Source organism: Williamsia muralis NBRC 105860, assembly GCF_001598915.1.
Lineage (GTDB): Bacteria > Actinomycetota > Actinomycetes > Mycobacteriales > Mycobacteriaceae > Williamsia > Williamsia muralis.
In genome coordinates this window covers 404,144-425,737 of sequence record NZ_BDAP01000001.1, presented here as the reverse complement: position 1 = coordinate 425,737, position 21,594 = coordinate 404,144, and the positions used below count along the sequence as shown (strand labels likewise).

General features: G+C 62.4%; 20 protein-coding genes. 4 read left to right on the top strand and 16 right to left on the bottom strand.

Going from position 1 to position 21,594, the window contains the following annotated elements; genetic code table 11:
* Nucleotides 1-21: 21 nt before the first annotated feature.
* The 6 genes from WIMU1_RS02035 to WIMU1_RS02010 all read right to left on the bottom strand — a co-directional run bounded on the left by WIMU1_RS02035 (nt 22) and on the right by WIMU1_RS02010 (nt 5,870).
* A complete protein-coding gene (locus WIMU1_RS02035; RefSeq protein ID WP_062794934.1) occupies nt 22-786 on the bottom strand; it encodes a gamma-glutamyl-gamma-aminobutyrate hydrolase family protein in 765 nt (254 codons plus the stop codon).
* Nucleotides 783-1,892, bottom strand: a complete 1,110-nt coding sequence (locus tag WIMU1_RS02030; protein WP_062794933.1) for a Zn-dependent alcohol dehydrogenase — start codon at nt 1,890-1,892, stop codon at nt 783-785. Before WIMU1_RS02030 ends, WIMU1_RS02035 begins: the two co-directional genes overlap by 4 nt.
* A complete protein-coding gene (locus WIMU1_RS02025; protein WP_062794932.1) occupies nt 1,889-3,244 on the bottom strand; it encodes a glutamine synthetase family protein in 1,356 nt (451 codons plus the stop codon). The genes WIMU1_RS02030 and WIMU1_RS02025 overlap by 4 nt, the downstream gene beginning before the upstream one ends.
* Nucleotides 3,237-3,872 (bottom strand): hypothetical protein, encoded by a 636-nt coding sequence (locus tag WIMU1_RS02020; RefSeq protein ID WP_062794931.1) that lies wholly within the window; start codon nt 3,870-3,872, stop codon nt 3,237-3,239. The genes WIMU1_RS02025 and WIMU1_RS02020 overlap by 8 nt, the downstream gene beginning before the upstream one ends.
* Nucleotides 3,873-4,070: 198 nt before the next feature.
* Complete coding sequence (locus WIMU1_RS02015) at nt 4,071-5,108, bottom strand: NAD(P)H-dependent amine dehydrogenase family protein (protein ID WP_062795708.1); 1,038 nt, start codon at nt 5,106-5,108, stop codon at nt 4,071-4,073.
* A 120-nt stretch (nt 5,109-5,228) separates the two neighbouring features.
* Entirely contained in the window at nt 5,229-5,870 is a 642-nt protein-coding gene (locus WIMU1_RS02010) for a TetR/AcrR family transcriptional regulator (protein ID WP_062794930.1), read from the bottom strand.
* A gap of 315 nt (nt 5,871-6,185) precedes the next feature.
* Here WIMU1_RS02010 and WIMU1_RS02005 point away from each other — a divergent pair, with 315 nt between their 5' ends.
* The 3 genes from WIMU1_RS02005 (at nt 6,186) to WIMU1_RS01995 (ending at nt 9,703) form a co-directional block, all read left to right on the top strand.
* Nucleotides 6,186-7,097 (top strand): NAD(P)-dependent oxidoreductase, encoded by a 912-nt coding sequence (locus WIMU1_RS02005; protein WP_062794929.1) that lies wholly within the window; start codon nt 6,186-6,188, stop codon nt 7,095-7,097.
* A 133-nt stretch (nt 7,098-7,230) separates the two neighbouring features.
* Nucleotides 7,231-8,709 carry an APC family permease gene (locus WIMU1_RS02000; RefSeq protein ID WP_062794928.1) on the top strand — a complete coding sequence of 493 codons (1,479 nt, stop codon included), beginning with the start codon at nt 7,231-7,233 and terminating at the stop codon, nt 8,707-8,709.
* A 103-nt stretch (nt 8,710-8,812) separates the two neighbouring features.
* Entirely contained in the window at nt 8,813-9,703 is an 891-nt protein-coding gene (locus tag WIMU1_RS01995) for a phytanoyl-CoA dioxygenase family protein (RefSeq protein ID WP_084247948.1), read from the top strand.
* Nucleotides 9,704-9,974: 271 nt separating this feature from the next.
* On the opposite strand, the gene WIMU1_RS01990 is transcribed toward WIMU1_RS01995, so the two are convergent.
* Genes WIMU1_RS01990 through WIMU1_RS01980 form a run of 3 tightly spaced genes read right to left on the bottom strand, consistent with a single transcriptional unit; the run spans nt 9,975 to nt 12,017 of the window.
* Nucleotides 9,975-10,841: a patatin-like phospholipase family protein gene (locus tag WIMU1_RS01990; RefSeq protein WP_084247947.1), complete on the bottom strand. Its 867-nt coding sequence runs from the start codon at nt 10,839-10,841 to the stop codon at nt 9,975-9,977.
* Nucleotides 10,842-10,889: 48 nt separating this feature from the next.
* Nucleotides 10,890-11,288 carry a TIGR03618 family F420-dependent PPOX class oxidoreductase gene (locus tag WIMU1_RS01985; protein WP_062794927.1) on the bottom strand — a complete coding sequence of 133 codons (399 nt, stop codon included), beginning with the start codon at nt 11,286-11,288 and terminating at the stop codon, nt 10,890-10,892.
* A 27-nt stretch (nt 11,289-11,315) separates the two neighbouring features.
* Nucleotides 11,316-12,017, bottom strand: coding sequence for a TetR/AcrR family transcriptional regulator (locus tag WIMU1_RS01980; RefSeq protein WP_062794926.1), 702 nt, complete (start codon nt 12,015-12,017; stop codon nt 11,316-11,318).
* A 120-nt stretch (nt 12,018-12,137) separates the two neighbouring features.
* On the opposite strand from WIMU1_RS01980, the gene WIMU1_RS01975 reads away from it, so the two are divergent.
* A complete protein-coding gene (locus tag WIMU1_RS01975; RefSeq protein WP_062794925.1) occupies nt 12,138-12,947 on the top strand; it encodes an SDR family NAD(P)-dependent oxidoreductase in 810 nt (269 codons plus the stop codon).
* A gap of 19 nt (nt 12,948-12,966) precedes the next feature.
* Here WIMU1_RS01975 and WIMU1_RS01970 read toward each other — a convergent pair whose 3' ends face one another.
* From WIMU1_RS01970 to WIMU1_RS01940, 7 genes are all read right to left on the bottom strand, one after another.
* Nucleotides 12,967-13,878, bottom strand: a complete 912-nt coding sequence (locus WIMU1_RS01970) for an LLM class flavin-dependent oxidoreductase (protein ID WP_062794924.1) — start codon at nt 13,876-13,878, stop codon at nt 12,967-12,969.
* Nucleotides 13,862-14,731: an acyl-CoA thioesterase gene (locus WIMU1_RS01965; RefSeq protein ID WP_062794923.1), complete on the bottom strand. Its 870-nt coding sequence runs from the start codon at nt 14,729-14,731 to the stop codon at nt 13,862-13,864. Before WIMU1_RS01965 ends, WIMU1_RS01970 begins: the two co-directional genes overlap by 17 nt.
* Nucleotides 14,728-15,219, bottom strand: a complete 492-nt coding sequence (locus WIMU1_RS01960) for a TetR/AcrR family transcriptional regulator (protein ID WP_062794922.1) — start codon at nt 15,217-15,219, stop codon at nt 14,728-14,730. The genes WIMU1_RS01965 and WIMU1_RS01960 overlap by 4 nt, the downstream gene beginning before the upstream one ends.
* Before the next feature lie 71 nt (nt 15,220-15,290).
* Nucleotides 15,291-16,055 carry an SDR family NAD(P)-dependent oxidoreductase gene (locus WIMU1_RS01955; RefSeq protein WP_062794921.1) on the bottom strand — a complete coding sequence of 255 codons (765 nt, stop codon included), beginning with the start codon at nt 16,053-16,055 and terminating at the stop codon, nt 15,291-15,293.
* Nucleotides 16,056-16,513: 458 nt separating this feature from the next.
* Nucleotides 16,514-17,782, bottom strand: a complete 1,269-nt coding sequence (locus WIMU1_RS01950; protein ID WP_062794920.1) for an ABC transporter substrate-binding protein — start codon at nt 17,780-17,782, stop codon at nt 16,514-16,516.
* Nucleotides 17,783-17,900: 118 nt separating this feature from the next.
* Complete coding sequence (locus tag WIMU1_RS01945; RefSeq protein ID WP_062794919.1) at nt 17,901-18,635, bottom strand: ABC transporter ATP-binding protein; 735 nt, start codon at nt 18,633-18,635, stop codon at nt 17,901-17,903.
* Nucleotides 18,632-21,391 carry a branched-chain amino acid ABC transporter permease/ATP-binding protein gene (locus WIMU1_RS01940; protein WP_062794918.1) on the bottom strand — a complete coding sequence of 920 codons (2,760 nt, stop codon included), beginning with the start codon at nt 21,389-21,391 and terminating at the stop codon, nt 18,632-18,634. The genes WIMU1_RS01945 and WIMU1_RS01940 overlap by 4 nt, the downstream gene beginning before the upstream one ends.
* Between the last annotated feature and the right edge of the window lie 203 nt (nt 21,392-21,594).

Below are 21,594 nucleotides of genomic sequence, written 5' to 3'. Positions count from 1 at the left end.
TCGAGGTCAGTGGTGCCGCAGTCAGGCCGACGTCACGCGCTGGCGTTCGAGCGCGGTGGCCACGAGCCAGTCGAAGACGGGGTCGGGGGTGACCTGCCATTCGGGGTGCCATTGAACGCCGATCACAGGGTGGCCGGGAAGTTCGATCGCCTCGGCGACCGCGTCCGACGCGGCACCGGTGACAACGAGTCCCTCGCCCGCCACATCAACGGCCTGGTGATGCCATGAGTTGACGACTCGGGTGGGCCCGTACAGCGAATGTGCAAGGCTGCCAGGGATGAACGAAACGACGTGCTCGGCTCGGCCGTCGGTGGGCGCGGCGTCGGTCAGATAGTGCTCGACGGTCGTGGCGGGTAGGTCAGGGATCAAGGTGCCGCCCCGGGCGACGTTCAGCAACTGGTGTCCGCGGCAGATGCCGAGCACCGGGACGCTGCGGTTAATTGCTGCTCGCAGCAAGGTCGATTCGTAGAAGTCACGGTCCGGGTCCAGGGCGAATCCGCTCGTGCGCGACGAACCGGCCGGAACGCTCGCGGCTTCGACCGAACCACCCCACATGGCCGGATGCACGTCTTGGCCACCCGTGATGATTAGTGCGTCGACGCGATCGATGGTGTCCTCATGACCGGCTTCGTACGGCAGCAGGACCGGGATACCTCCTGCGGCAGCGACTTTGCTCGCGTAATCGGTGAAGAAGAAGTCGATGTCGCGCTCGGCGTATCGACTGTCCATGTGTGTGATCACCGAGGACTGCAGTCGTCGACCGGTGATTCCTACTAGTGGTCTCATCGTTTTCCTCCCATGGCGACCACAACTCGTGCGGCACCGCCGGCTTTCAATATCTCGAAGCCCTTGTTGATGTCGGCCAGGTCCAGTTGTTCGCTGATCATTTCGTCCAACATCAATCGCCCCTGCTTGTAGAGCTCGACGTAGCGCGGGATGTCGGTCTTGAACTGGTTGGACCCCATGAACGAGCCTTGCAACTTCTTCTCTTGCAGGAACAACTCGGATCCACGGATCTCGATCGGTGTGGCGTCCGGGATCATCCCGATGACCGTGGCGACACCTGCGGGTGCGAGTATCGAAAATGCCTGTCCGGCAGTCACTGCGCGACCCACCGCCTCGAAACTGTAGTCCACCCCACCACCGGTGAGATCTCGAACCGCAGCGACCGGGTCATTCTCGCGCGAGTTGATCACATCGGTTGCACCGAAGCGCACTGCGGCGTCAAGTTTCGACGGAACAACATCTATGGCGATGATCTTGCTGGCGCCGGCGATCCGGGCACCCTGGATGGCCATCATGCCCACGCCGCCCGTGCCGATCACGGCGACCGTCGCTCCTGCCCGGACCTGCGCCGAGCGGAAGACCGCGCCCAGCCCGGTCGTCACCGCGCATCCGAGGATGCTGGCGGTCGCGAAGGGTACGTCATCGGAGATGACAGCAACTGCGTTGCGGTGCACCGTCATTGCCTCGGCGAATGCCCCGATCCCCGCGGTAGGTCGGACAGGCACGCCCGCGTCGTTGACCAGCCTAGGCCGCGGCCGCGAGTGCGATAGTTTGTGCCGATGAATGCACAGAGACAAATGGCCATTGGTGCAATAGCGGCATTGTCCGCAGAACACGGACAGGCAACTGACAACGTGATCGCCGACCTTGATGTCGCGGACGTTCTCTCCGACCATTTCCACGATCCCGGCGGCTTCGTGGCCGAGCAGGATGGGCGGTTCGGTCTCGAAAGTGCCATCGATCTCGTGTAGATCTGAATGGCACAGGCCGGCGTTGACGATGCCGACCAGAACCTCGTCGGGACCGGGTGGGTCCAGTGTGAGGATCTCGAGATCCAGCTGGCCGGGAGCGACATTGAGCACTGCGGCCCGAACGGACGTGCTCATGGCAGCTCGAAGTAGCGGTCGGACTCCCACTGGGTGACACCCACATCGGGTTCTCCACCACCGGTGTGGAATTGAAGCCACTCCCACTCGCGGGTGCCGATCCAGTAGTCGATGAGGTCCTGTCCGAGAACCTCGGCCAGAAGCGTGTCCTTCTTCAGTGCCGCAACGGCCTTGCTCAGGGTGTCGGGGATTCGCTCGACCCCCTCGGGAAGGCACCACGCCATGTCACGGAACGGTTCTGGTGCGGCGATCTTGTTCTTGATACCCGCTATACCGCCGGCGAGAATGACCGAGAGCACCAGGTAGACATTCGAATCCGCGCCAGGGGTGCGGTATTCGATACGCGCCTGCTTCTTGTGGCCGACCACGGCGCGCACGGCCGCGGTCTTGTTCGCGATCCCCCAGGTCGCCGTCGTGGGAGGACCGTCTAGATCGACCAGCCGTCGATAGGACGTGATCATCGGCAGAGCAAACGACGTAGCCGGAATCAGGGTTGCCATCAAACCGCCGATGAACTCGTCCATCACCGGCGACGGCCCGTCTTCGGCATAGAACGCATTGTGGCCATCTCGTTCGAGGGAGACGTTCAGGTGCGAGGCCTGACCGTATTCATTCGAGTATTTGGCCATGAAGGTGACGGTTCTACCTGCGGCGAAAGCCACTTCGCGCATGACCTGTCGCGTCCGGGCCCAATGATCGGCCGTTGCCACCGGATCCGACGGCGTGATGTTGAACTCGACCTGGCCGGCGGCGGCCTCATCGTTGTAGGCCTCCCAGGGGATTCCGAGTTCATCGAGCCGATCGACAACCGCCCGCATGTAGTCGCTCCAGTCGGCAGACTTGGCAAGGTGGTAACACGAACCGGCCGTGCCGCCCAGTGGCGTGAGGTCGCGATAACCTTTCGCGCGGGCCTCGTGGATCGATTCCTCGAAGAGGCTGGCTTCGATTTCGACCGCGGACTTCACCTCGTAACCCAGGCCGCTCAGGTCCTGGACCATTCGCTTCAACGCTCCCCGGGGGCACGCGGAGATCGGTTCGCCGTTCGGTTTGCGGAAGTCACCGATCACCGACGCTAGGCCGGGCGACCACTCGATCAGCGTGTCGGTGTCGACGTGCAGATAGATGTCGAGGAGATCACCTCTCCAATCCGGCATGGCAAAACCGAACTGCGGGTTGTTGGACATGTCCAGACCGAAGGCCACGTCCGCGAAAGCGAACCCGGATGTCAAGCCGGACAGAAATTTTGCGGGTGAGACGAACTTTCCGATGAAGGCACCCTCGAGGTTGGTTCCCTCGACACGCACCTCACGGATGTTGCGCTCGGCCAGCCAGGTGGCAATTGAGTCAGACATCGAACCTCATCTTGTTGAACGCGCCGGTCATGACCGACAGCTGCGGGAGAGTCCCCTGGATCGCGACCTCGCCGGCGCCCAGCGCTTCGAGGAGACCCACCGTGCCGGTGCACAGACGGGACAGGACGGTCTGCTCTGCCACGATTCGGTAGGTGGGAAGGCCGGACCCCAACACGACACGGTCGTGGGTCCGCGCGCATTCGATGATCAATTCGCTGGGCATCCCCGACGCACCACAGGTGCGTGACCAGAAATCGCTTGCGGCGCTTTTCCAGTCGACCGTAGTCGACGGGTTGGTAAGGGTTGCAATAGTTTTGATCAGATTTTCGTCACCAGAGGACGCTTCGGCGTCGACCGCGAGATCGTAGACGTCCACCACCACTGACGCCTGCGCCTCGGGAGACGCTCCATGAATGATCTCGATACGGTCATCTGCCAGAAAGCATGTCGCCGACTGGCGTGTGTCCTTTGCCGAGATGACAACCACCCGCTCGCCCCCGGATCCGTCCTGACTGGGTGACTCGCCTCGACCCAGAGCGGACCGGATGGATCGCGCAACCGTACGCACAAATGGGGTCGGGTCGTCTTCGGTGACGACACCGACACCGGACTGGCCAACTTCGGTCATGACGAATGTCTCCTCGTGGTGGGGTTACAGCGATCGGGGGCAAACGCGACTACGTGTCTGACCGTTTGACTTGATCATCTGATCAGAATGCGGGCAAGACCGACGTATGTCAATCGTTGAGACGGAACTTCTTCGAAGTTGTTGCGCGACCGGCGGGTTGCTGCCCGCACGCGAGGACTGCGAGCCGAGGCGAAGGGCTCAGGTGAGCATGCCGTCGTGGACGTACCGCTGTAAGGGAAGTGCACGGTACGACAGCGGCGGCATCTGATCGATGGTGACGACACCCGGTGCGGCGTTGATCACGTCGGGAACGCGGTTGACCCATTGCGTACACGTGGTCGTGTAACTCGGGACGACACCGTTCTCGAGGTGCAGGTCGGGCTCGCCGTAGATGTCCCACACGTTCTTGTCGGACTCATCCGGGCCGTAAACGTATCCGGCCATCTCGAAGGTGAAGACCGGACCTTCGGCGGTCCGCATCGTGTCGACGTCGGAGTAGCCGATCACTGTACCCGCAGCCAGCATGCTACCCAGCGACTGGGAGGGTCGGTCATGGTCGACGACGACCGGGCGAACCGTCGCCTCCCAGCTCACCGGGGTCAGCGAACTCGCCTGCGCCAGCGCACCGAGGACGTTGCGGCCGTAGGTGGGAGGCGCATCGGCGTCGGCGGTGCCATTCTCAAACGCTTCCAACGTCTCCCCAACATGCTTTGTTGTGATGACATCGGCTCCGTACTCGTCAGCGTTCCACGTGGCGTATCCCTTGACCGAGTCGATCCGGTGCGAAGCCCCCATGAGCGCGGCGACCTGATGAATCCAAAAAGAGTCCTGGTGGCCGCCACCGGTCACGGTAACTCCGCGGGCCTTGGCAAGCCGATCCAGTTGCGCCGTCAAGGTGGGCGAGGTATTCCAAGGAAAGAACGTTTCTTCCGAGATCGTCAAGACGTTGGCGCCGGCCTCGATGCACATGGCCATTTGATCGTAGATTTCCGGGATGAAGCTTTGGGTGGCAAGCATGACGACGTCGGGGCGCACGCTTGTGAGCACGCGCTCTGCGTTGGTGTCGATCTTGACGCCCAGCGGGTCCAGACCCGACAGGGTGCCGAGGTCGACCCCCCGCTTCGCCGCACTACGTGCGATGGCGCCGACGATCTGGACGCCTTTTTCGGTCAACAGTCGGGTGGCGAGCAGGCCCATCGTGCCGGCTCCGTAAATGACAACTCTGACTGGGCGCATGGGGTTACTCCAGGGGAAGGGGCACGATTCGAGATTGATCAGGTGACTTGACCAAATGATCAGAACGATCATCGCGGCGGGCCCTTCCCCTGTCAACCAGGGGCATTCAGCGAGCGAAGATCAGCTCGCCGTGGCGCGCACCTGGGCCGCCACCGACTGAGCGGCTCCGCGAGAAGCACTCACGTAGGTCGAGATCATTGCGCACGCAAGTTCCACATCACCCTGCAGTCGCCCGTTGTCAGGGTTGCTGACCCATTGCAATGTCAGACCGTCGATCACGCTCAGCACCACGCGTGCCAGCGGTTCCACCAATCCGGGATCGTCATTGGGGCCAACCGAGTCCCGCAGGATGTCGACGTAGGGATTGGTGAACACCTCGTACACCCGCTCAGCCCACTTGTCGTCCTCGCTGCCGCGACGAAGACCCCACAGCAGCAGGTCGAACTGCACCCGGCTGTAGTTAGGATGATGTGTCGACCACTCCATCGTCGTCCGCACGATGCGAGCAGCGGTCACGGCAAGATCTCCGCGACCACCGAAAGCCTCACTTTGACCTGCCAGTATGTCGCTGGACATGTGCTCGAACACCGCGAAGAAAAGTTGCTCCTTGGTGTGGAAGCAATAGTGCAAGGTCGCCAACGGAGCATCCGCCGCCTCAGCGATCTTGCGGGTGGTGGCCCCGGCGATTCCCTGCTCGGCGATCACTCGGACCGCTGCCTCGATGAAGTCCAGCCGTCGTTGCTCTGCAGGCACGCGCGCCATTCGGAACCCCCCCTTCTTTGTCTAAGTCATCTGACTACAACACTTTAGCTCGAATCCGTCTTTTAGTGGCATAGCGGAGCGGCGAGATCGAGCGAATTCACGCGTTACATATGCGTCGTACATGTAAAAATTATGTTTCAGTGCTTGACGTCACACCAGAACAGCGCAACACTGGCCCAGTCCCGTTCAAATGACCAAGTCGTTTGATCGGCGCATCGGCCTCTCGCCCAGAGTCGGTTTCGCCCTAGCCGGTCATCGAAGCCCGAGGGTCTACGGATTGCACCCGTACGTTCCAACCACGAAAAAGAGACGTTCATGTCCGCACCGGATACGCCCGATGACACCACTTCGAATCAAACCCCGCGCGTAGCTGTACTCGGTACCGGCCTGATGGGTAGCGCCATCGCGCGCAGCCTGCTGAACAACGACTACCCCGTGTCGGTGTGGAATCGGACGCCCGGCCGATGCGATCCGCTCCGTGAACTCGGAGCACGCACTGTCACTACCTCTACCGAGGCGATACGTGACAACGACGTCATCATCCTGATGGTGCTGGACTACACCGCCGCTCGCACCCTGCTCATGGATGCGGCAGATCATTTGCAGGGCAAGACAATAGCCAACTTGGTCACCGGGTCGGCGGCAGAGGCCGAGGACCTGAGCGCCTGGGTCAGCGGACAGGGTGCGGACTATTTGGACGGGATCATCGCGGCATATCCCGGGGACATCGGGAAACCGTCAACACTCTTCTACTATGCAGGTAACGTTGCTGCTTGGAGTCGGTACAAGACGCTGCTGACCGCGCTTGCGGGTGCAGCGACCTATGTCGGGAGCAAGCCCTCGGCCGCAAATATCCTGGACGCGGCCATGACGGCCACGTTCCACACTGTGTCCATCGGGGCGTTCCTCGAGGGCATGTCATACGCCCGTTCCGCCGGTGTCGACCTGAGCGAGATCAAGCGGACCCTACCGTACTGGCTCGACCTGCTGTCACAGGAAATCAACGTCGCCCTCGATTCCATCCAAGCCGATTCCCACACGACCGACCAGGCAACTCTCGAAACCTACCTGGTAGCGCTCCGCACCATCAACAAGGCCATGGTCGGTGACGGGGAGCGGGCAAATCTTCTCGGGGCTGCCGTTGACAACCTCGAGCGCGCACACGCCGCCGGACACGGGCAGGAGGCGCTGTCAGCTCAAATACTGACCGCCAAAGCCAACACCTGAGCATGACTGCGAACGGGACGAGCATCCCACTCGGTGCAGCCGGTTCCCATCCAATCGGACTGCTGCGCATCTATTTTCAACTTCGAAAAGTTCAGCCCTAGCCTCGCAAGACCCTTCACACAAGGACACAGATATGACCTCCACACCTCAGGTGAGTGCGGACACCAGCTCCGACGAACCGACCTATGGACCCGACTCCGGCGGCCTCAAAGGATCGATGACGACGTTCGACATCGTCTTCACGGTCCTGGCATTCAATGCGCCGCTGTCGGTATTCGCCGGCTACCTCACCGTCATCATCGGTTACGCCAACGGACTCGGGGCACCGCTGACCTTCCTCGCAGCCGGCCTGGTGGTGCTGGTCTTCGCGGTCGGATTCACCGCCATGAGTAGGCACCTACCCAACCCCGGTGCCTTCTATGCCTACGTGACCGCCGGGTTGGGTCGACCGCTGGGCCTCGGCGCGGCTTTCCTGGCGATGATCTCGTACATCTTTCTATACGTGTCGAGCTTCATCTACGGTTCCACGGCGATCAAAGGCCTGATCCAGGACATCTTCAACGGCCCGTCCATCGACTGGTGGATCTACAACCTCATCCTCATCGCCGTGGTCGGCGTACTCGGGTTCTTCCGCATCACCTTCTCCGCAAAGATCCTCACGGTCGCGATGTGCCTCGAAGTCGTCGTCATCATCATCTACAACATTGTCGTCTTCGGTCAGGGTGGAGAAGAGGGATACACCTCCGCGCCGTTCCAGCTCGACTACATCCTGGGTGGCTCCATCGGCCTGGCGGTGCTGTATTGCATCGGCATGTTCTCCGGCTTCGAGGCGACCGCCATCTTCCGTGAAGAAGCTCGCGATCCCGAAAGAACCGTTCCCCGTGCGACATACATCGTCATCGCTGTTGTGGCCATCCTCTACTCCGTGACCACCTTCGCAATCATCGTGGGTATCGGCCCCAGCTCGGTAGTCGAGCAGACCGCAGCCGACCCGGTCGGTTCGGTCATGGCATCGATCGACCAGTACCTCGGCAAGACAGTCCTCGACATCACAATGGTCCTGCTGTGCACAAGCATCTTCGCGGCTGTTCTGGCCATGCACAACATCATTGCCCGGTACCTGTTCTCGATGGGACGCGACCGCGTGTTCCCGGCCAAACTCGCCGCAGTGCACGGAAAGCACGGCTCGCCCCACATCGCGTCGCTGGCAACCAGCGGTATCGCAATCGTGTTCTTGGTCGCAGTCCTTGCCATCGGCGCCGACGGCAACGCCCTGTACGCCAAGCTGGCGGGCATCGCACTCTACGCACTGATCATCCTGCTGCTCATGACCGCGATCTCGATTCCGCTGTACTTCCGGAAGCACCCCGACCACGGTGTCAGTCAGTGGAAGACAACCATTGCACCTCTGCTCGGTGGCGTGGGATTCGCTGTCGCACTCGTCCTGGCCACCAAGAACGCCGCGTTCTTGGTCGGCGGATCGCAAAGTGCCGCAAACCTGTTGATCGCGGTCTTCATCGCCGCAGTTCTTCTGGGTGTCGGTTACGCCCTCCTGCTCAAGAAGACCAAGCCCGACACGTACGCCCGAATCGGGCGCCAGGAAGTCGTCTGACCTGACTGATCCACCCACGTCTGCCGTAGGGCAACCCCAACCGGTTGCCCTACGGCGCATCACGCACCACCCAAACCACGTCCTACCCACGATGGAGCCCACAATGACCGAGACACAGATCCCCACGCCCGCACCCCGCGACACAGTGATCCAGCGTGTCGCCGCCGACACCGATCCGCAACAGATCGCGGGGATTGTCGAGCGCGATGGTGGAGTCATCCTCACCAAGTTCTTCTCCGACGATCAGGTTCGCCGTTTCAACTCCGAGATCGACCCGTATCTCGACGAACTCAATCCCGGCTCGGTGGACAAAGTTGATCTGTTCGAGGGATTTCACGGCGCAAACACCAAGCGACTCACCAATGTGGTGACGCATTCCAAGACGTTCCGCGAGGAGATGATCCAGGACGAACGCGTACTCGCCATCGCCGACGCCATGCTTCTCCCCATTGCCGACAGCTACCAGATGACCGCTGCCCAGGTCATCGAGATCGGCCCGGGAAACAAGCCGCAGCCCCTGCACCGGGATCTCGAGAACTGGCCCATATTCCGGGAACTCGGCCCGAAGACCTACAACGTGACCATCAACTTCCTCACCGCGCTCACCGACTTCACCGAGGAGAACGGCGCTACTCGCGTCATCCCCGGAAGCAGTCATTGGGACGACTACGAGAACCGCGGCACCCCCGACGAGACGTTTCCGGCCCTCCTCGACGCCGGCGATGTCCTGCTGATCGACGGCAAAGTCGCACACGGCGGCGGAGAGAACAAGACCGCCGATGAATACCGGCGCGCCATGGCGTGGTCGTTCACGGTCGGCTGGCTGACCAGCGAAGAGGCGCACGCTTTCCTCGTCCCGCTCGCCCTCGTAAAGACGCTGCCCCCGAAAATCCAGAACATCCTCGGGTTCCGCTCGTTCCACAACGCTTCCAAGCAGGGCGGCACGCTGTGGCAGGCGAACTACGACGACATCGCCAAATTCCTGGGCCTCTGACCTAGTTCTGAAGCAAGAAGGTCACATGTCAACCCCACCATTGACGAACAGGTCGATGCCGGTGAGGTAGCTGGACCTGTCCGACAGTAGGAGGGGACCGCGGTCAGCCTGCCGACGAAATCCGCGACGGCGACCCCGGCGAATTTTGCCCACCCCGCCGCGGTGATCACCAACGAGTTTCGCTGTCAGCGACATCGCAATCGAGCCAGCTGCCTTTCATGCTGTTCTTGACGGCGCACTGCGAAACCGGCAACGCTGAGACTCCACACGTTCATGCCTCAGCTACCACCAGGAAGCCAGCCAGACCAGATGCCCCTTCGACCCCCTGTGCCCGCCCGGCGATCGCCGACGCGCGTCTGGTCGAGGGATCAAGCGGGTTGACACCAAAAGCTTCGACGGAAGCATCATCGGCGAATGCGATGTGTACCAACGAATCCGGCAGCGTAGCGGCTTCTGCCGCGAGATCTCCACCGAGTAGGTTGCCGCCGGGTTCTCGGGTGGGTGCGAGAACGACCACGCGCCGACAGACTTGCGCCAATGAGATGTTCGCCGAACTCGCCACCCCACCATCCATGAAGCGGCGCGCACCGATGGGAACCGGCGGCCAGATACCCGGCACCGCGCAACTCGCGGCCACCGCATCAACGAAGTCGACTCCGGAGTGGCGATCGAATACCACCATTTCGCCACTGCCGATGTCGATCGCGGTGATCTTCAGTTCTCGTTCCGGCCAATGGTGTGAGGGCAGTCGACTCTCGATGACAGATCGCCGCGCTTGCACGCTGACCGTCTCGGCCCGTGCGGCCATTTCCCCGATTCCCTGCAAGAGCTCGCGAACTGATGAGGAACCCGAGTTCAGTACGCCCGCGTATACCGCCCCGAGCTCCTCAGGGTCGAACTGAGGAGAAATCTCCTCAGTTGCATCACCGAGTTGTCGCTCATAAAGCGCTTCCAACGGCGTGCCGCTGCTGATCTGAGCGGCCACAGTTGACCCGGCCGACGTCCCGATTATCACATCGGAATCAAGCAGCGCTTGCCACACCGGTTTCGATGTGTATTTCACACCCATCAGAAATCCCAATTCCCAGGCGATTCCGGCTATGCCGCCGCCGCCCAGCACCAGTCCCCGCTCGGCCACGAAGCCTCCAGTCAGAAATTCGACGGACCGTACAAGTCATCTGACAGACTATTGCGCGCGAACTCGGATGGGAGTGAAAGTGACGACCACACGATCCTCGGCAGCCTGATCCGCCATCGCCTCCAGCGTCTGTCCATAAGTCCCGATGATCTTTGCCATGAACGTCCGGTCAGCGTCGTCATCATGAATCTCAACGGTCGCTCGCACCTCAAGTGTGTGGAACGGGTTGTCGGACGCGATCGCGAAGACCGTGGCGTGGGGGCGGGCGACCAAGTTGCTGTACTTCTTGCGGTTCTTGGCCAGTGACGTTCGCAGCAGACCGTCATCATCGAGCAGGACCCACACCGCAGTTGTCTGGATGGATCCGTCGCCGTTGATCGTGCTCAGAGCAACTGTCGTTGAGGTGACGAGATCGCGGTGGCTGTCAGGAATGGTTGGTGTCGACATGGCTCTCCTTGAACTGACAAACGGACATTATTTGTTGGTAGTCAGATGCTTTCGGTCAGTCTCTGTTTCAAGATCGCGCTCGCGGCCGGTGCTGCGGCGCATGGCGGCTTCCATATCTTGCGTCGATGGTGCCGGAGCGAGTTCGCCTTCGCATTCGCGATCGGCAGCGGCAAGGAAGTAACTCACCAAGCGGCGCGAGGCAATCTCTGCAGCATCTCCGCTGCCGGCCACCACGCCGGCGTTGGCCATCAACAACACCACCAGATCCTGTGAACGGAACTCCAATCGCAGGCGGCCTGCCCTCTTTGCTTTCGAGATGAGTTTCTCGAAGCCACGGTATGCCACGGCACGCTTGTCCTCGAACAGGATTTCGTCGGGGAAGGTCATCGTCAGGACATTCGCAAATCCTCGGTCCCCAAGCTGCATAGCGCAGACCCGTTCGATATAGTCGCAGAACCCTCGCCAGGGATCAGATTGTGCGAGCGCGGCATTCACTGCGTCGACATAGATGGTCATCTTGTCGTCGAAGACGTTCACCAGCAATGACTCGCGGGTCGGGAATCGCCGGTAGAGCGTCGCGATCCCGACACCGGCCTCCCGGGCGACCTCCGCCATCGACACGTTGAGTCCGCGCTCGGCGAACACCTGCCGAGCCGTACACATCAGCGCCGCGCGATTGCGTTCGGCATCTCTCCGCAACGTCGGGCGCACAGTCGGATTCGTGGACATGCCCGACAACGTACCACCGAAGTGGAGGCACCTCTCCACTTCGTTCTGCCGTTGAGGTAGGTTCATTAATGGGCCATAGGCCAGTTGACGTCGGGTCGACCGAATTGGAGGAGGACCGTCGTGGAAATCGAACCCGGCCAGGTTGCTGTCGTCACCGGAGGGGCAAGCGGAATCGGCTTCGGCCTGGCACGAGGGCTGGGATTGCGTGGGATGAAGGTTGTCCTCGCGGACATCCGCGAAGCCGGACTAGCCGATGCGAAGGTCACGCTGAACGCGCAAGGCGTCGACGTCCTCACGGTGGTCACCGACGTCAGCGATCCCGAGTCGGTCGCGCAGCTCGCCGACTCCACCACAACGCATTTCAAAAGGGTCGACCTCGTCTGCAACAACGCCGGAGTAGTCGGTGCGCAGGCGCCCATGTGGGAACAGAAACCCCAGACATGGCAGTGGCTCATCAACGTCAAGCTACTGGGTGTCGTCCACGGGGTCACGACTTTTGCGCCACTGTTGCTCCAACAGGGCACCGGCCACATCCTCAACACCGCGTCCGCAGGCGGTTTGATGCCCCTGCCAACCATGACCCCTTACAACGCAACGATGCATGCAGTGGTGGGGCTGACGGAGACACTGAACATCGAATTACGCGCCGCAGCAGGCGGCGTGGGTGCATCAGTATTGTGCTCCGGCCGCGTGGCCACTGATCTCGGGACGAACTCACAGGCTCTCGAGCCATCCGTCGGCGCTGCGGCGACCGGCAATCCACAAGACCTCTCCGGCTCAGTGCTCGACCCTGACGCGTTGGCCGAACTGACCATCGCCGGTATCGAAGCCGACGCTGTGCACATCGTGGCCGGCGCCGGAGTCGCGGCTGCGGCGCGAGTACGGCTCGAATCGGTGCTCGGCGATCTGACTTCCGGACCATCGACCTGACGCTGACGCGGTACCGCTTTCAACCCTCACTTAGGGCGGAGATGACGTCACGGCCGAACCTGTCGATCGTGTCCGGGTCGGCGCGGTCGTGGAATCGCACGATTGCGAGCTCCACCCCCCGATCAGCCTCTGACTCGAAGGTCGCCGCCAATTCCTCCGGCGTTCCGATCAACGGCGCACCCCAACCCGATTCAGGCATTCGCCGGGCCGTCCGCTCGGCTACTTTCGCCCGAGATCGTTCGTCGACCACAACACCAACCGGATATTGCACCGAGATCTTGGCGTCTCCGCGCAGGGGGGCGAGTTCGTCGAAGCTCGACCGCGCCGAGGCGACGCAATTCCACCAATCTGCGTGTTCCGCCACGAGCGGCATCGTCAATTGCTTGCCGGCCCCGCCGATGTGGATGGGAATCGTCCCCCGCACCGGAGTCGGTCGACCGTAGGCACCCGCCAACCGAAAGTGCTTACCGGTGTAGTCGAACGATTCTCCTGAGAACATCTTCCGGACGATCTCGATTGTCTCGCCAAGCTGCTCGGCGCGATCTCGTCGGCTCCCGACATCGAATCCGAACATGCCGAACTCGTCCTCCACAGAACCCCACCCGAGACCCAGCTCCAGACGACCGCCGGAGATCTGGTCCACCGTGGCCGCCATCTTGGCAAGTAGCGATGGATGACGGAACGGGTTGCACCCCACAAGATGTCCCAGATGGATGGTCGATGTCGAGGCTGCAATCGCGGACAGCAGCGTCCAGCTCTCGAGAGTGTCGAATTGTGGTGTGCCGGGGGCATAGAGGTGGTCCATGATCCAGAAGGAATCGAAACCGGCCTCCTCTGCGTTGCGGGCGGCGGCGATCATTTCCGTGGCGGAAACTCCCAGTTGCGGCATAAAGATGCCGAACCGGAGCGCAGGACTACGACGGTCGGTCATGGGTGATTCGAACCAATCCTTCTTGTGTCGTACGGGCGACGTGTCGACCGGTCACATCAAAGATGTGCCCTTGGCACAGAGCGCGATTCGACGACGACCACACGGACGCCGTTTCATGAAGGAGCCACCCGCCAGTCAATGGACCTCCGTGGAACCACAGCGCATGGTCAAGGCTGGCGGCGCGGACCCGGGGGTCACCCATGACCATGCCACGCGGCCCCAGAGAGGTGGCCAGCAAGAACATGTCGGACAGGTACGCGAGCGCGGCGGCGTTGACTAATGGATCGTCCGGGAGCCGGTCGAGAGGTCTTACCAGAAATCGTTGCTCCGCCGGAGCCGAGCCCGTCCGTAAGGTGCGGGCGCGCATCGGTTCCTCGAAGAAACGAACCTCGAGCCGCAGCATTTGGCCCAGCTTGCCGAGCCAGGTGTCGATCGTCTCCACCATCTCGGTGTCGGTCTCGGTGGTGGTCCACGACGCCTGTTCCACGTCGATCGGCGGCCGCGACGGTTCCGGCGCATCATCAGTCGCGGCATGAAAAGACAACTCGGCGGTGAGCAGTCGGTTGTCGCCCTGCGTTGCCACCACACGACGGCGCGAGCTCGAGCGACCGTCGCGCTCGATCTGCACGGCATAGTCGATGGGCAAGGCCCAGTCACCCGAACGGTCGAAATACGCATGCAACGAATGCGGAAGCTGCTCCGCGGGAACGGTTCGGCCGGCGCTGATGACCGCCTGCCCGAGCATTTGCCCACCGAATACCCCACCAGGCAGTGTCGGACGTGGTCGCGCCCGGAAAACATTGCTTCCCAGAGGTTCGGGATCCAGGATGTCGGCCAAATCGTCGATGATCATCGCAAGCCGTCCAAGTGGTCACCCACGAAGCGGTCCACTAGTCGGTCGCCTACTCGTTCGTCGGCGCGTAAACCCGCTACGGCGCAGACAAACACGTGCAGGTCATCCAAGGTGAAGTCGGCACGGATCGTTCCCTGTCGCTGTGCCCGTGAGATGAGGGCGCCACCTCGCCTGCGGATCTCCTGGCGGCGGTCAGCCAAGCCGGGGGTGCTTTCGGGATTCGAGAGAATGATGTCACGGAGACCCTGCCCACCTACCGCTGTCAACCGTCGTGCGTACTCTTTCAGCGCATCGATCCCCGACTCCGCCACTTCGACCGCATCGAGTTCGAACTCCACTTCGGTCAGGAAGTCAGCGAGAACGGCCTCGATCAGTTCGTCGCGGGTCGCGAAATGTCGATATAGAGTGCCGATCCCGACCCCTGCGTCTGAAGCGACCGCCGCGGCCGACAATTCGTACCCTCTTTTCCACAGGTGTTCTCGTCCCATGGCCAGCAACCTCTCACGATTGCGGAGTCCATCTGTACGAGGCCGGCGGCGTGGGGACGCATCGGGGCGGGTCATCGCACCTTCAACGTGCCGCCGTCGATCGAGATCGTCTGACCGGTAACGAATCCGGCGCCTTCGGACGCGTAGAAGGCCATCACGGGGACAAAGTCTTTGGAGATGTCCCCGAGCCGTCCACCGATCGGAATCCGCTGGGCCATGATCGCGTCGTGCTGGACCAGCTGCTCCTCTGACATCTCTGACCGAGTCTTGTCGTACATCGGGGTCCAGATCGCTGGAGCGATGGCATTGACGGTGATTCCGTACTGCCCCCACTCAGCAGCGACGGTACGAGTCCAGGCGAGTACGGCGCCCTTGCTCGCCGAGTAGGCCGCTTTCCCTGGGAGGCCATCCAATCCGGCCGCCGACGCAAAGTTCAAGATTGCACCGCCGTCGGCGTGCAGATGCCGGAAAGCCGCCTGGTTGGTGAGCATGGTTCCGGTCGCGTTGATCGCCAGCACGGTATTCCACAGGTCAACCGGGGTCGACTCCGACGGTGCGAACGGCGCAATCCCGGCCGCGTGGATCAAAACGTCTAGGCCGCCGAGCATTTCGACGGCCGCATCGATTGCATGATCAACAGACGCCTGGTCCGAGACGTCGACCTGCTGGAACGATGTGCCGGCTTCGTCAGCGATGCTCCGCCCTGTCGCTTCCACGAGATCCAACGACACCACCCTGGCTCCGAGGGCAGGGAAGGCCCGCACCAGTCCCTCCCCCATGCCGCTCGCACCGCCGGTGACGATGATTCGACGGCCGCTGAGATCCTGCACGCCCATGTGTTTGCCTTTCACCCTACTTAAACGGAGTTAGTGGCTCCTCTTAACTCCGATCGTAACGCCAGGACGAAATCCCACGCAAGGACAGCCATTAGATCTCACCGAACGCGCCGCAGTCACCGAACGTTCGAGAAAACCCGCCAATCCGGCCGTGAAGACGTCACTGTCGTCACCGGCGACCAGATGGCCCGCCTCGCGAACGTCGACGCCCGCCACCTACAACCTTGGGTCGCGACGCCGGACCTTGGCCCCCCGGTACAGCAAACGACGATCCCCCGGAGCCGGCTCCGGACCAACGGTTCGCCGCCATCTCGAGTTCACCTCCCGGCAGAGTCACCCGTCATGCGAAGTGTTCTCGTCGGCCCGCAGACACATCGGCTCTCAGGTTGGCTGACAGCCGAAGCCATGCGCACCGACGTTGTGTCGGCGCGCATGGCGTGGCTATTCACCGTCCCTGCTCAGCTACCTGGGAGCTTATAGAGCGCGGGATCAGCCGGAATACGTTGGAAGCCACTGAGGTTGCCGTCCTTGTCCGCGGTCGCCAGAATTCCGTCGGCGCTGCAGGTATTTGGTGAAAACGCGATCTGTTTCCCGTTGCACTGGAACATGATGCCGTCGGAATTCGGCAGTTCGGTTGGAGGTGCCGACTTGATGGCAGCCATGACACCGGCAGGCGTCACGTCGGCGATCTTCGCAGCGTTGAGAGCGTTGATGGCACCCAGCATCGGCGAGTATCCGTAGTTGGACATGGACGAGACCTTCGTCCCGTCACCGTATTTGTCGAGAACCGCGGTGAACAGCTTGACCGATTCCAGATCAGGGTTGAGATCGGCGGAAGCCGAGACCTTGACCCCGTCATAACCTCCGGGGATGGCCGAGCTGCTCTGCGGTGAGATGCAGCGCTCGATGATCACGACCTTGGCCTGAGGGGACACGGTTTTGATCGCCTTGATCGCACTCGTGCAGAAATCGGTACTGCCGGCGATGTGGTAAAGATCCGGGTCGGCTTCGGCTGCCGAGGCGATCTGCGGACTCATGTCAGCGGTACCCGGCGGGACGGCCGTGGTGTTGACCTCGAGACCGGCGTTCGTGAACAACGTCTCGCCGATCTTCGCCGCGCCCTGGGCGGCCGGGACGGCGATCACAACCTGATCAACCTTCTTGAGCCCTTCCTCTTTCGCCCATTCGGCCGGCCCGCCGAACAGCGACAGACTGTTGAAGAGGGAGAACACACCCGGTGTTGTCAGTCCGGCCTGCGTCGGCGCGGTCTGCATGATCAGCGGAATCTTCGCCGGGGCGAGAACGGAGATCACCGAATCGAGGACACCGATCGAACCGCCCAACACAGCCGAGGCCTTCGCCGCGACCATCTGGTTCGCGCAATCGGTTGCCGTCGCCGGAACGCCGAGGGTCTCACAGACTTTCACCTCGATGGGGTGACCGCCGAGGCCGCCGAGGTAGTCGTTGGCATAGGCGGCTGCCGCCTGCGCGCCCCTGATCTCGTCGGTCGTGTTGATCGTCTGCCCGGCACCCTCACTGATGAAGCCGAAGGTGATCGGGGTTCCGGTGGCCTTGTTCGCAGTCCCCAGCGCCGATTGGTCAGCGGCTGTTGATGATCCCCCGCCGCCGCCACCGTCGTCATCGGAACCACACGCGGCGAGACCCGCCACCAACACTCCTGCAAACAGCACCGAGGCGATTTGCCGCCGGCGTCCATAGAACTTCATTTCTTCTCCTTTGGGTTTGACCCAGTCGAGGGCTGGGAACGTACGGTGATGACTGGGTCGGTGAAAACGAACTGGTCGCTTGCCTGGACGATGGGCAGGGGCTGCGGCTCAACCGCGCTCATACCGAGGTGGTCTCCCCCAGATACGCCGACTCCAGCCGCGCCGGGTCGGCCGCGAGTTCACCGGCCGGACCCCGCAGGTGAACGTCGCCGTGCACCACGACGATGGCCTGGTCGGCAACACTCAGGGCCAGACTGACGTGCTGTTCGACCAGGACCACCACCGCGTTGGTCTCGTCGGCGATACGCCGGACCATAGGCAACAGGTCCTCGACGATGACCGGCGCCAGTCCCATGCTCATCTCGTCGATGAGCAGGACCCTGGGATTTTGCACGAGTGCGCGTGCCACGGCCAGCATCTGCTGTTCGCCGCCTGACAATGAGCCCGCCGCGACCTTGAGACGCTTTGTCAGCGAGGGGAACAGGTCCATCGCCCCATCGACGTCGAGACCACCCGACCTGGTGGCGATGGTCAGGTTCTCTTTGACGGTCAGGGTGGTGAACAGAGCGCGATCATCCGGCACCAACACCAGACCTGCCTTGTTCGCTGCCGCCGGTCTGCCGCTCGGCAGCGCTCGTCCGGCGACCGACACCCCACCCGCGATCCGCGGCAACAGACCCGCCAAGGTCGCGAGCAGAGTGGTCTTACCGGCACCGTTGGGGCCGAGCAACGCCAGCACCTCGCCTTGCCTGAGCGCGAGATCGAAATCACGCAGGACTTCCACCGACCCGTGCCCTACGGTCAGGCCCTTGCACTCGAGGGCATACCCCGGTGTCGATGTGGTGTCGGTCATGACGTGATCTCCTCTGCGTGGGCATTGCCCAGGTATGCCTCCGCCACGGTGCGGTCGCCCCGCACCTCGTCCGGAGTCCCGGACACGATCACCTTGCCGAAGTTGAGTACGTGGATGCGATCACACAGACCGAGCACAAATCCCATGTCGTGATCGACGAGAAGAATACTGACGCCGCTGTCGCGAACTGCCCGCAATTGCTCTGCCAGCCAGCGACTCTCGGACGTATCCAGGCCACCGGCGGGTTCGTCGAGCAACAGCGCGGTCGGAGAGCCGACGAGTGCGCGGGCGATCGAGACCAATTGACGCTGCCCTTGCGACAACTCCGATGCCGGCCGGTGCCGCACCGGATCCAGACCGAGCAGTGCGAAAACGGCGTCGACTCTCGCCTCGTCGTCGATGTCCGAGACGCGACCGTCGGCCGAACTCGCTGCCGTCAGTCCCACCTTGATGTTCTCGAGAACGCTCAGATCGTCGTACAGCTCGATCGCCTGGAACGTCCGGCCGAGTCCGGCACGAATCCGCTTGTGGGGCACCATCTCGTCGATCGACTTGCTGCTGAGCACCACGTCACCGCTGTGTGGGGCGAATCCGCTGATCGCGTCGATCAGGGTGGTCTTGCCCGCGCCGTTGGGTCCGATCAGACCCACAACCGTTCCCTTTCCGACCGAGAACGACACATCGTCCACCGCGACGACGCCGCCGTATCGCACCGACACGTTCCGCAGCTCGAGCACCGGAGGAGCGTCGGGATCGACCGCGGGCCGCTCGCGCGCCTGCACGTCGATCGCGGCGGCAGCACCCGTCGCCGTGTCGTCGGGAGCCGTCGACCTGCTGCGCCACCTGGCTATCAGGGCGTGCACCGGTCCCACCACACCCTCCGGGTTGAAGATCACGGTGAGTACCAGCAGAAGACTCGCCACCACCGGGTACCAGCCGCTGACGGTGAACGCTTCGTCGATCACGATGATCAGCAATCCGCCGGCGGCGGTGAGACCTGCGAGGTTGCCTCCGGATACCGATGTGGCTCCGGCGAGGTACACCGCACCGAAGAGGATCAGACCGTTGAGTGCGGAGAACGAGTCGAAGGTGACCGACTGCTGCTGATAGGCCAGCAACGAACCACCGAGTCCGGCAATGAACGCGGCGATCGCGAACGCCGCGATCTTGATGACCGTCACGTTGACGCCCGCGGCCGCGGCCGAACGCTCGTTCGCCCGCACCGCCAGCATCTGTGCCCCGAGTTTGCTACGTCGCAGGACGGCGACCCCGATACCGACCGCGATCAGCACGATCAGGCACAAGACCCCGAATCGCAACCGTGGATACTCCAGTCCCGCACCGATTCCCAGGTCCCAACCGAAGATCTTCGGAGCCGGCACCGCCTGACCCGCGGATCCGACGAAGTCGCTGTTGCGGAACCATACGGCTTCCACCGCATAGGCCATCGCAAGTGTGACCACCGCGACGGTCAGGCCTCGTATTCGCAACGCCGGCAGCCCGATGATGACGCCGAGCACAGCGGCGATGAGCGCCGCGAGCAGAGGAGCGATCGGGAACGGTATGTGGAGGTCGGAGGTGAGCGGCCCGACCGTGAAGCCCGCCACGCCGGCGATCGTCAACTGCGCCAACGACACCTGCCCGGCATATCCGGTCACGACCACGGTCGAGAGCGCAACGATCGCCATGATCAAACTGACAATGAGTCCGGTGCGAAACCGGTCTTGCAGGAGAACAAGTCCCAGCAGCGCGATGACCCCGAACACGATCGTGGTCCAGACCACGTGCTCGGGTCGCGGTGCCCTGCCGAGGTTGCGCTCGATGACCGCCCCACGAGAGGGCAAAGGCTGAGCCCGGACCACGAGGAGCAACAGGATGATGATCAGCGGCACCAGTTCCGGCAGACCCGCCGACGGTAGCCAGTCGAACTTGGCAGCCAGATTCTGCGCTTCGGACTGGAACATCCCGATGACGAGTCCGGCAACGGCCGCCACGACGACGAACTGGAATCGCGCCGCGATCGCCGCTGCCAGGGCGGGGACGATGAAGAGTGTGTACGCCACCGGCACCAGCGGAACGATGGGCGCGATGAGGATGCCGGCCAGACCGGCAACGGCCGAGCTGATCATCCAGTTGTAGATCGCCACCCGGTCCGGAGAGATACCACTGAGGTAGGCACCGCGCTCGCTCTCGGCCGCGGCGCGCGTCGCCAGACCGAACTTGGTGAACCGGAAGACAGCGGCGAGTAGCACCGCGACCACGATCACGGTGATAGCGAAGTATATGCGGTCAGAGGACACGCGGAAGTCACCTGCGGACCACACCTCCGTGGGGAAGATCGGATCGACCGCGATGGGCGTGGTGCCGATCATCTGTGCGACCAGACCGCTGATGAGGAGCGAAATACCCAACGCTGCAACTGCCTTTGCGACGGGCGGTGCGGTGCGCAGGGGCCGGAACACGATCACATAGAGGAGTAGTCCGAGGATCGCGGCCATCGCGAGGGCGATCACCATCGCCGGCCACAGGCTCATCGGATCGCCGATGTCGACCGTGACGGGGAATCCCGGGACAAGGATCAGCAGCTCACCCTCCCGCAGGTACGCATAGGCATACGCGGTGTAGAGGGCGATCGAACCGGTTGCGAAGTTCAGGACGCCTGAACTCCGGTAGGTCATTACAACTGCGAGGGCGAGGGCGCCGAACACAGCCCCATTGCCGAGACCGAGCAAGAGAAATACGAGGTGTTGCGTCATCAGGGTGACGATCCTTGTCATCGAAATCGGTCGAGTATCGCTTGACGATAGGACAGCAACCACGTCGGTGTTCACGTTTTGAAAAAGTGCGAACAGTTGTTTCATCTAACTGTTTAGCAACTCGCAGCCGAATGCTGCCGAGATGGGTGAGGAACGCCTCATGAGCTGGCGAAGTGCCTGGACCTGCTGGGCGGGCAACCAAC

Excerpts from the sequence above, each read along its gene's own strand:
- WIMU1_RS02035 (WP_062794934.1), bottom strand. The coding sequence starts at position 786 with ATGAGACCACTAGTAGGAATCACCGGTCGACGACTGCAGTCCTCGGTG.
- WIMU1_RS01960 (WP_062794922.1), bottom strand. The coding sequence starts at position 15,219 with ATGGGACGAGAACACCTGTGGAAAAGAGGGTACGAATTGTCGGCCGCG.
- WIMU1_RS01955 (WP_062794921.1), bottom strand. The coding sequence starts at position 16,055 with ATGGGCGTGCAGGATCTCAGCGGCCGTCGAATCATCGTCACCGGCGGT.
- WIMU1_RS02020 (WP_062794931.1), bottom strand. The coding sequence starts at position 3,872 with ATGACCGAAGTTGGCCAGTCCGGTGTCGGTGTCGTCACCGAAGACGAC.
- WIMU1_RS02010 (WP_062794930.1), bottom strand. The coding sequence starts at position 5,870 with ATGGCGCGCGTGCCTGCAGAGCAACGACGGCTGGACTTCATCGAGGCA.
- WIMU1_RS01965 (WP_062794923.1), bottom strand. The coding sequence starts at position 14,731 with ATGATCATCGACGATTTGGCCGACATCCTGGATCCCGAACCTCTGGGA.
- WIMU1_RS02005 (WP_062794929.1), top strand. The coding sequence starts at position 6,186 with ATGTCCGCACCGGATACGCCCGATGACACCACTTCGAATCAAACCCCG.
- WIMU1_RS01980 (WP_062794926.1), bottom strand. The coding sequence starts at position 12,017 with ATGTCCACGAATCCGACTGTGCGCCCGACGTTGCGGAGAGATGCCGAA.
- WIMU1_RS02030 (WP_062794933.1), bottom strand. The coding sequence starts at position 1,892 with ATGAGCACGTCCGTTCGGGCCGCAGTGCTCAATGTCGCTCCCGGCCAG.
- WIMU1_RS01995 (WP_084247948.1), top strand. The coding sequence starts at position 8,813 with ATGACCGAGACACAGATCCCCACGCCCGCACCCCGCGACACAGTGATC.
- WIMU1_RS01985 (WP_062794927.1), bottom strand. The coding sequence starts at position 11,288 with ATGTCGACACCAACCATTCCTGACAGCCACCGCGATCTCGTCACCTCA.
- WIMU1_RS01950 (WP_062794920.1), bottom strand. The coding sequence starts at position 17,782 with ATGAAGTTCTATGGACGCCGGCGGCAAATCGCCTCGGTGCTGTTTGCA.
- WIMU1_RS02000 (WP_062794928.1), top strand. The coding sequence starts at position 7,231 with ATGACCTCCACACCTCAGGTGAGTGCGGACACCAGCTCCGACGAACCG.
- WIMU1_RS01940 (WP_062794918.1), bottom strand. The coding sequence starts at position 21,391 with ATGACGCAACACCTCGTATTTCTCTTGCTCGGTCTCGGCAATGGGGCT.
- WIMU1_RS02015 (WP_062795708.1), bottom strand. The coding sequence starts at position 5,108 with ATGCGCCCAGTCAGAGTTGTCATTTACGGAGCCGGCACGATGGGCCTG.
- WIMU1_RS01970 (WP_062794924.1), bottom strand. The coding sequence starts at position 13,878 with ATGACCGACCGTCGTAGTCCTGCGCTCCGGTTCGGCATCTTTATGCCG.
- WIMU1_RS02025 (WP_062794932.1), bottom strand. The coding sequence starts at position 3,244 with ATGTCTGACTCAATTGCCACCTGGCTGGCCGAGCGCAACATCCGTGAG.
- WIMU1_RS01945 (WP_062794919.1), bottom strand. The coding sequence starts at position 18,635 with ATGACCGACACCACATCGACACCGGGGTATGCCCTCGAGTGCAAGGGC.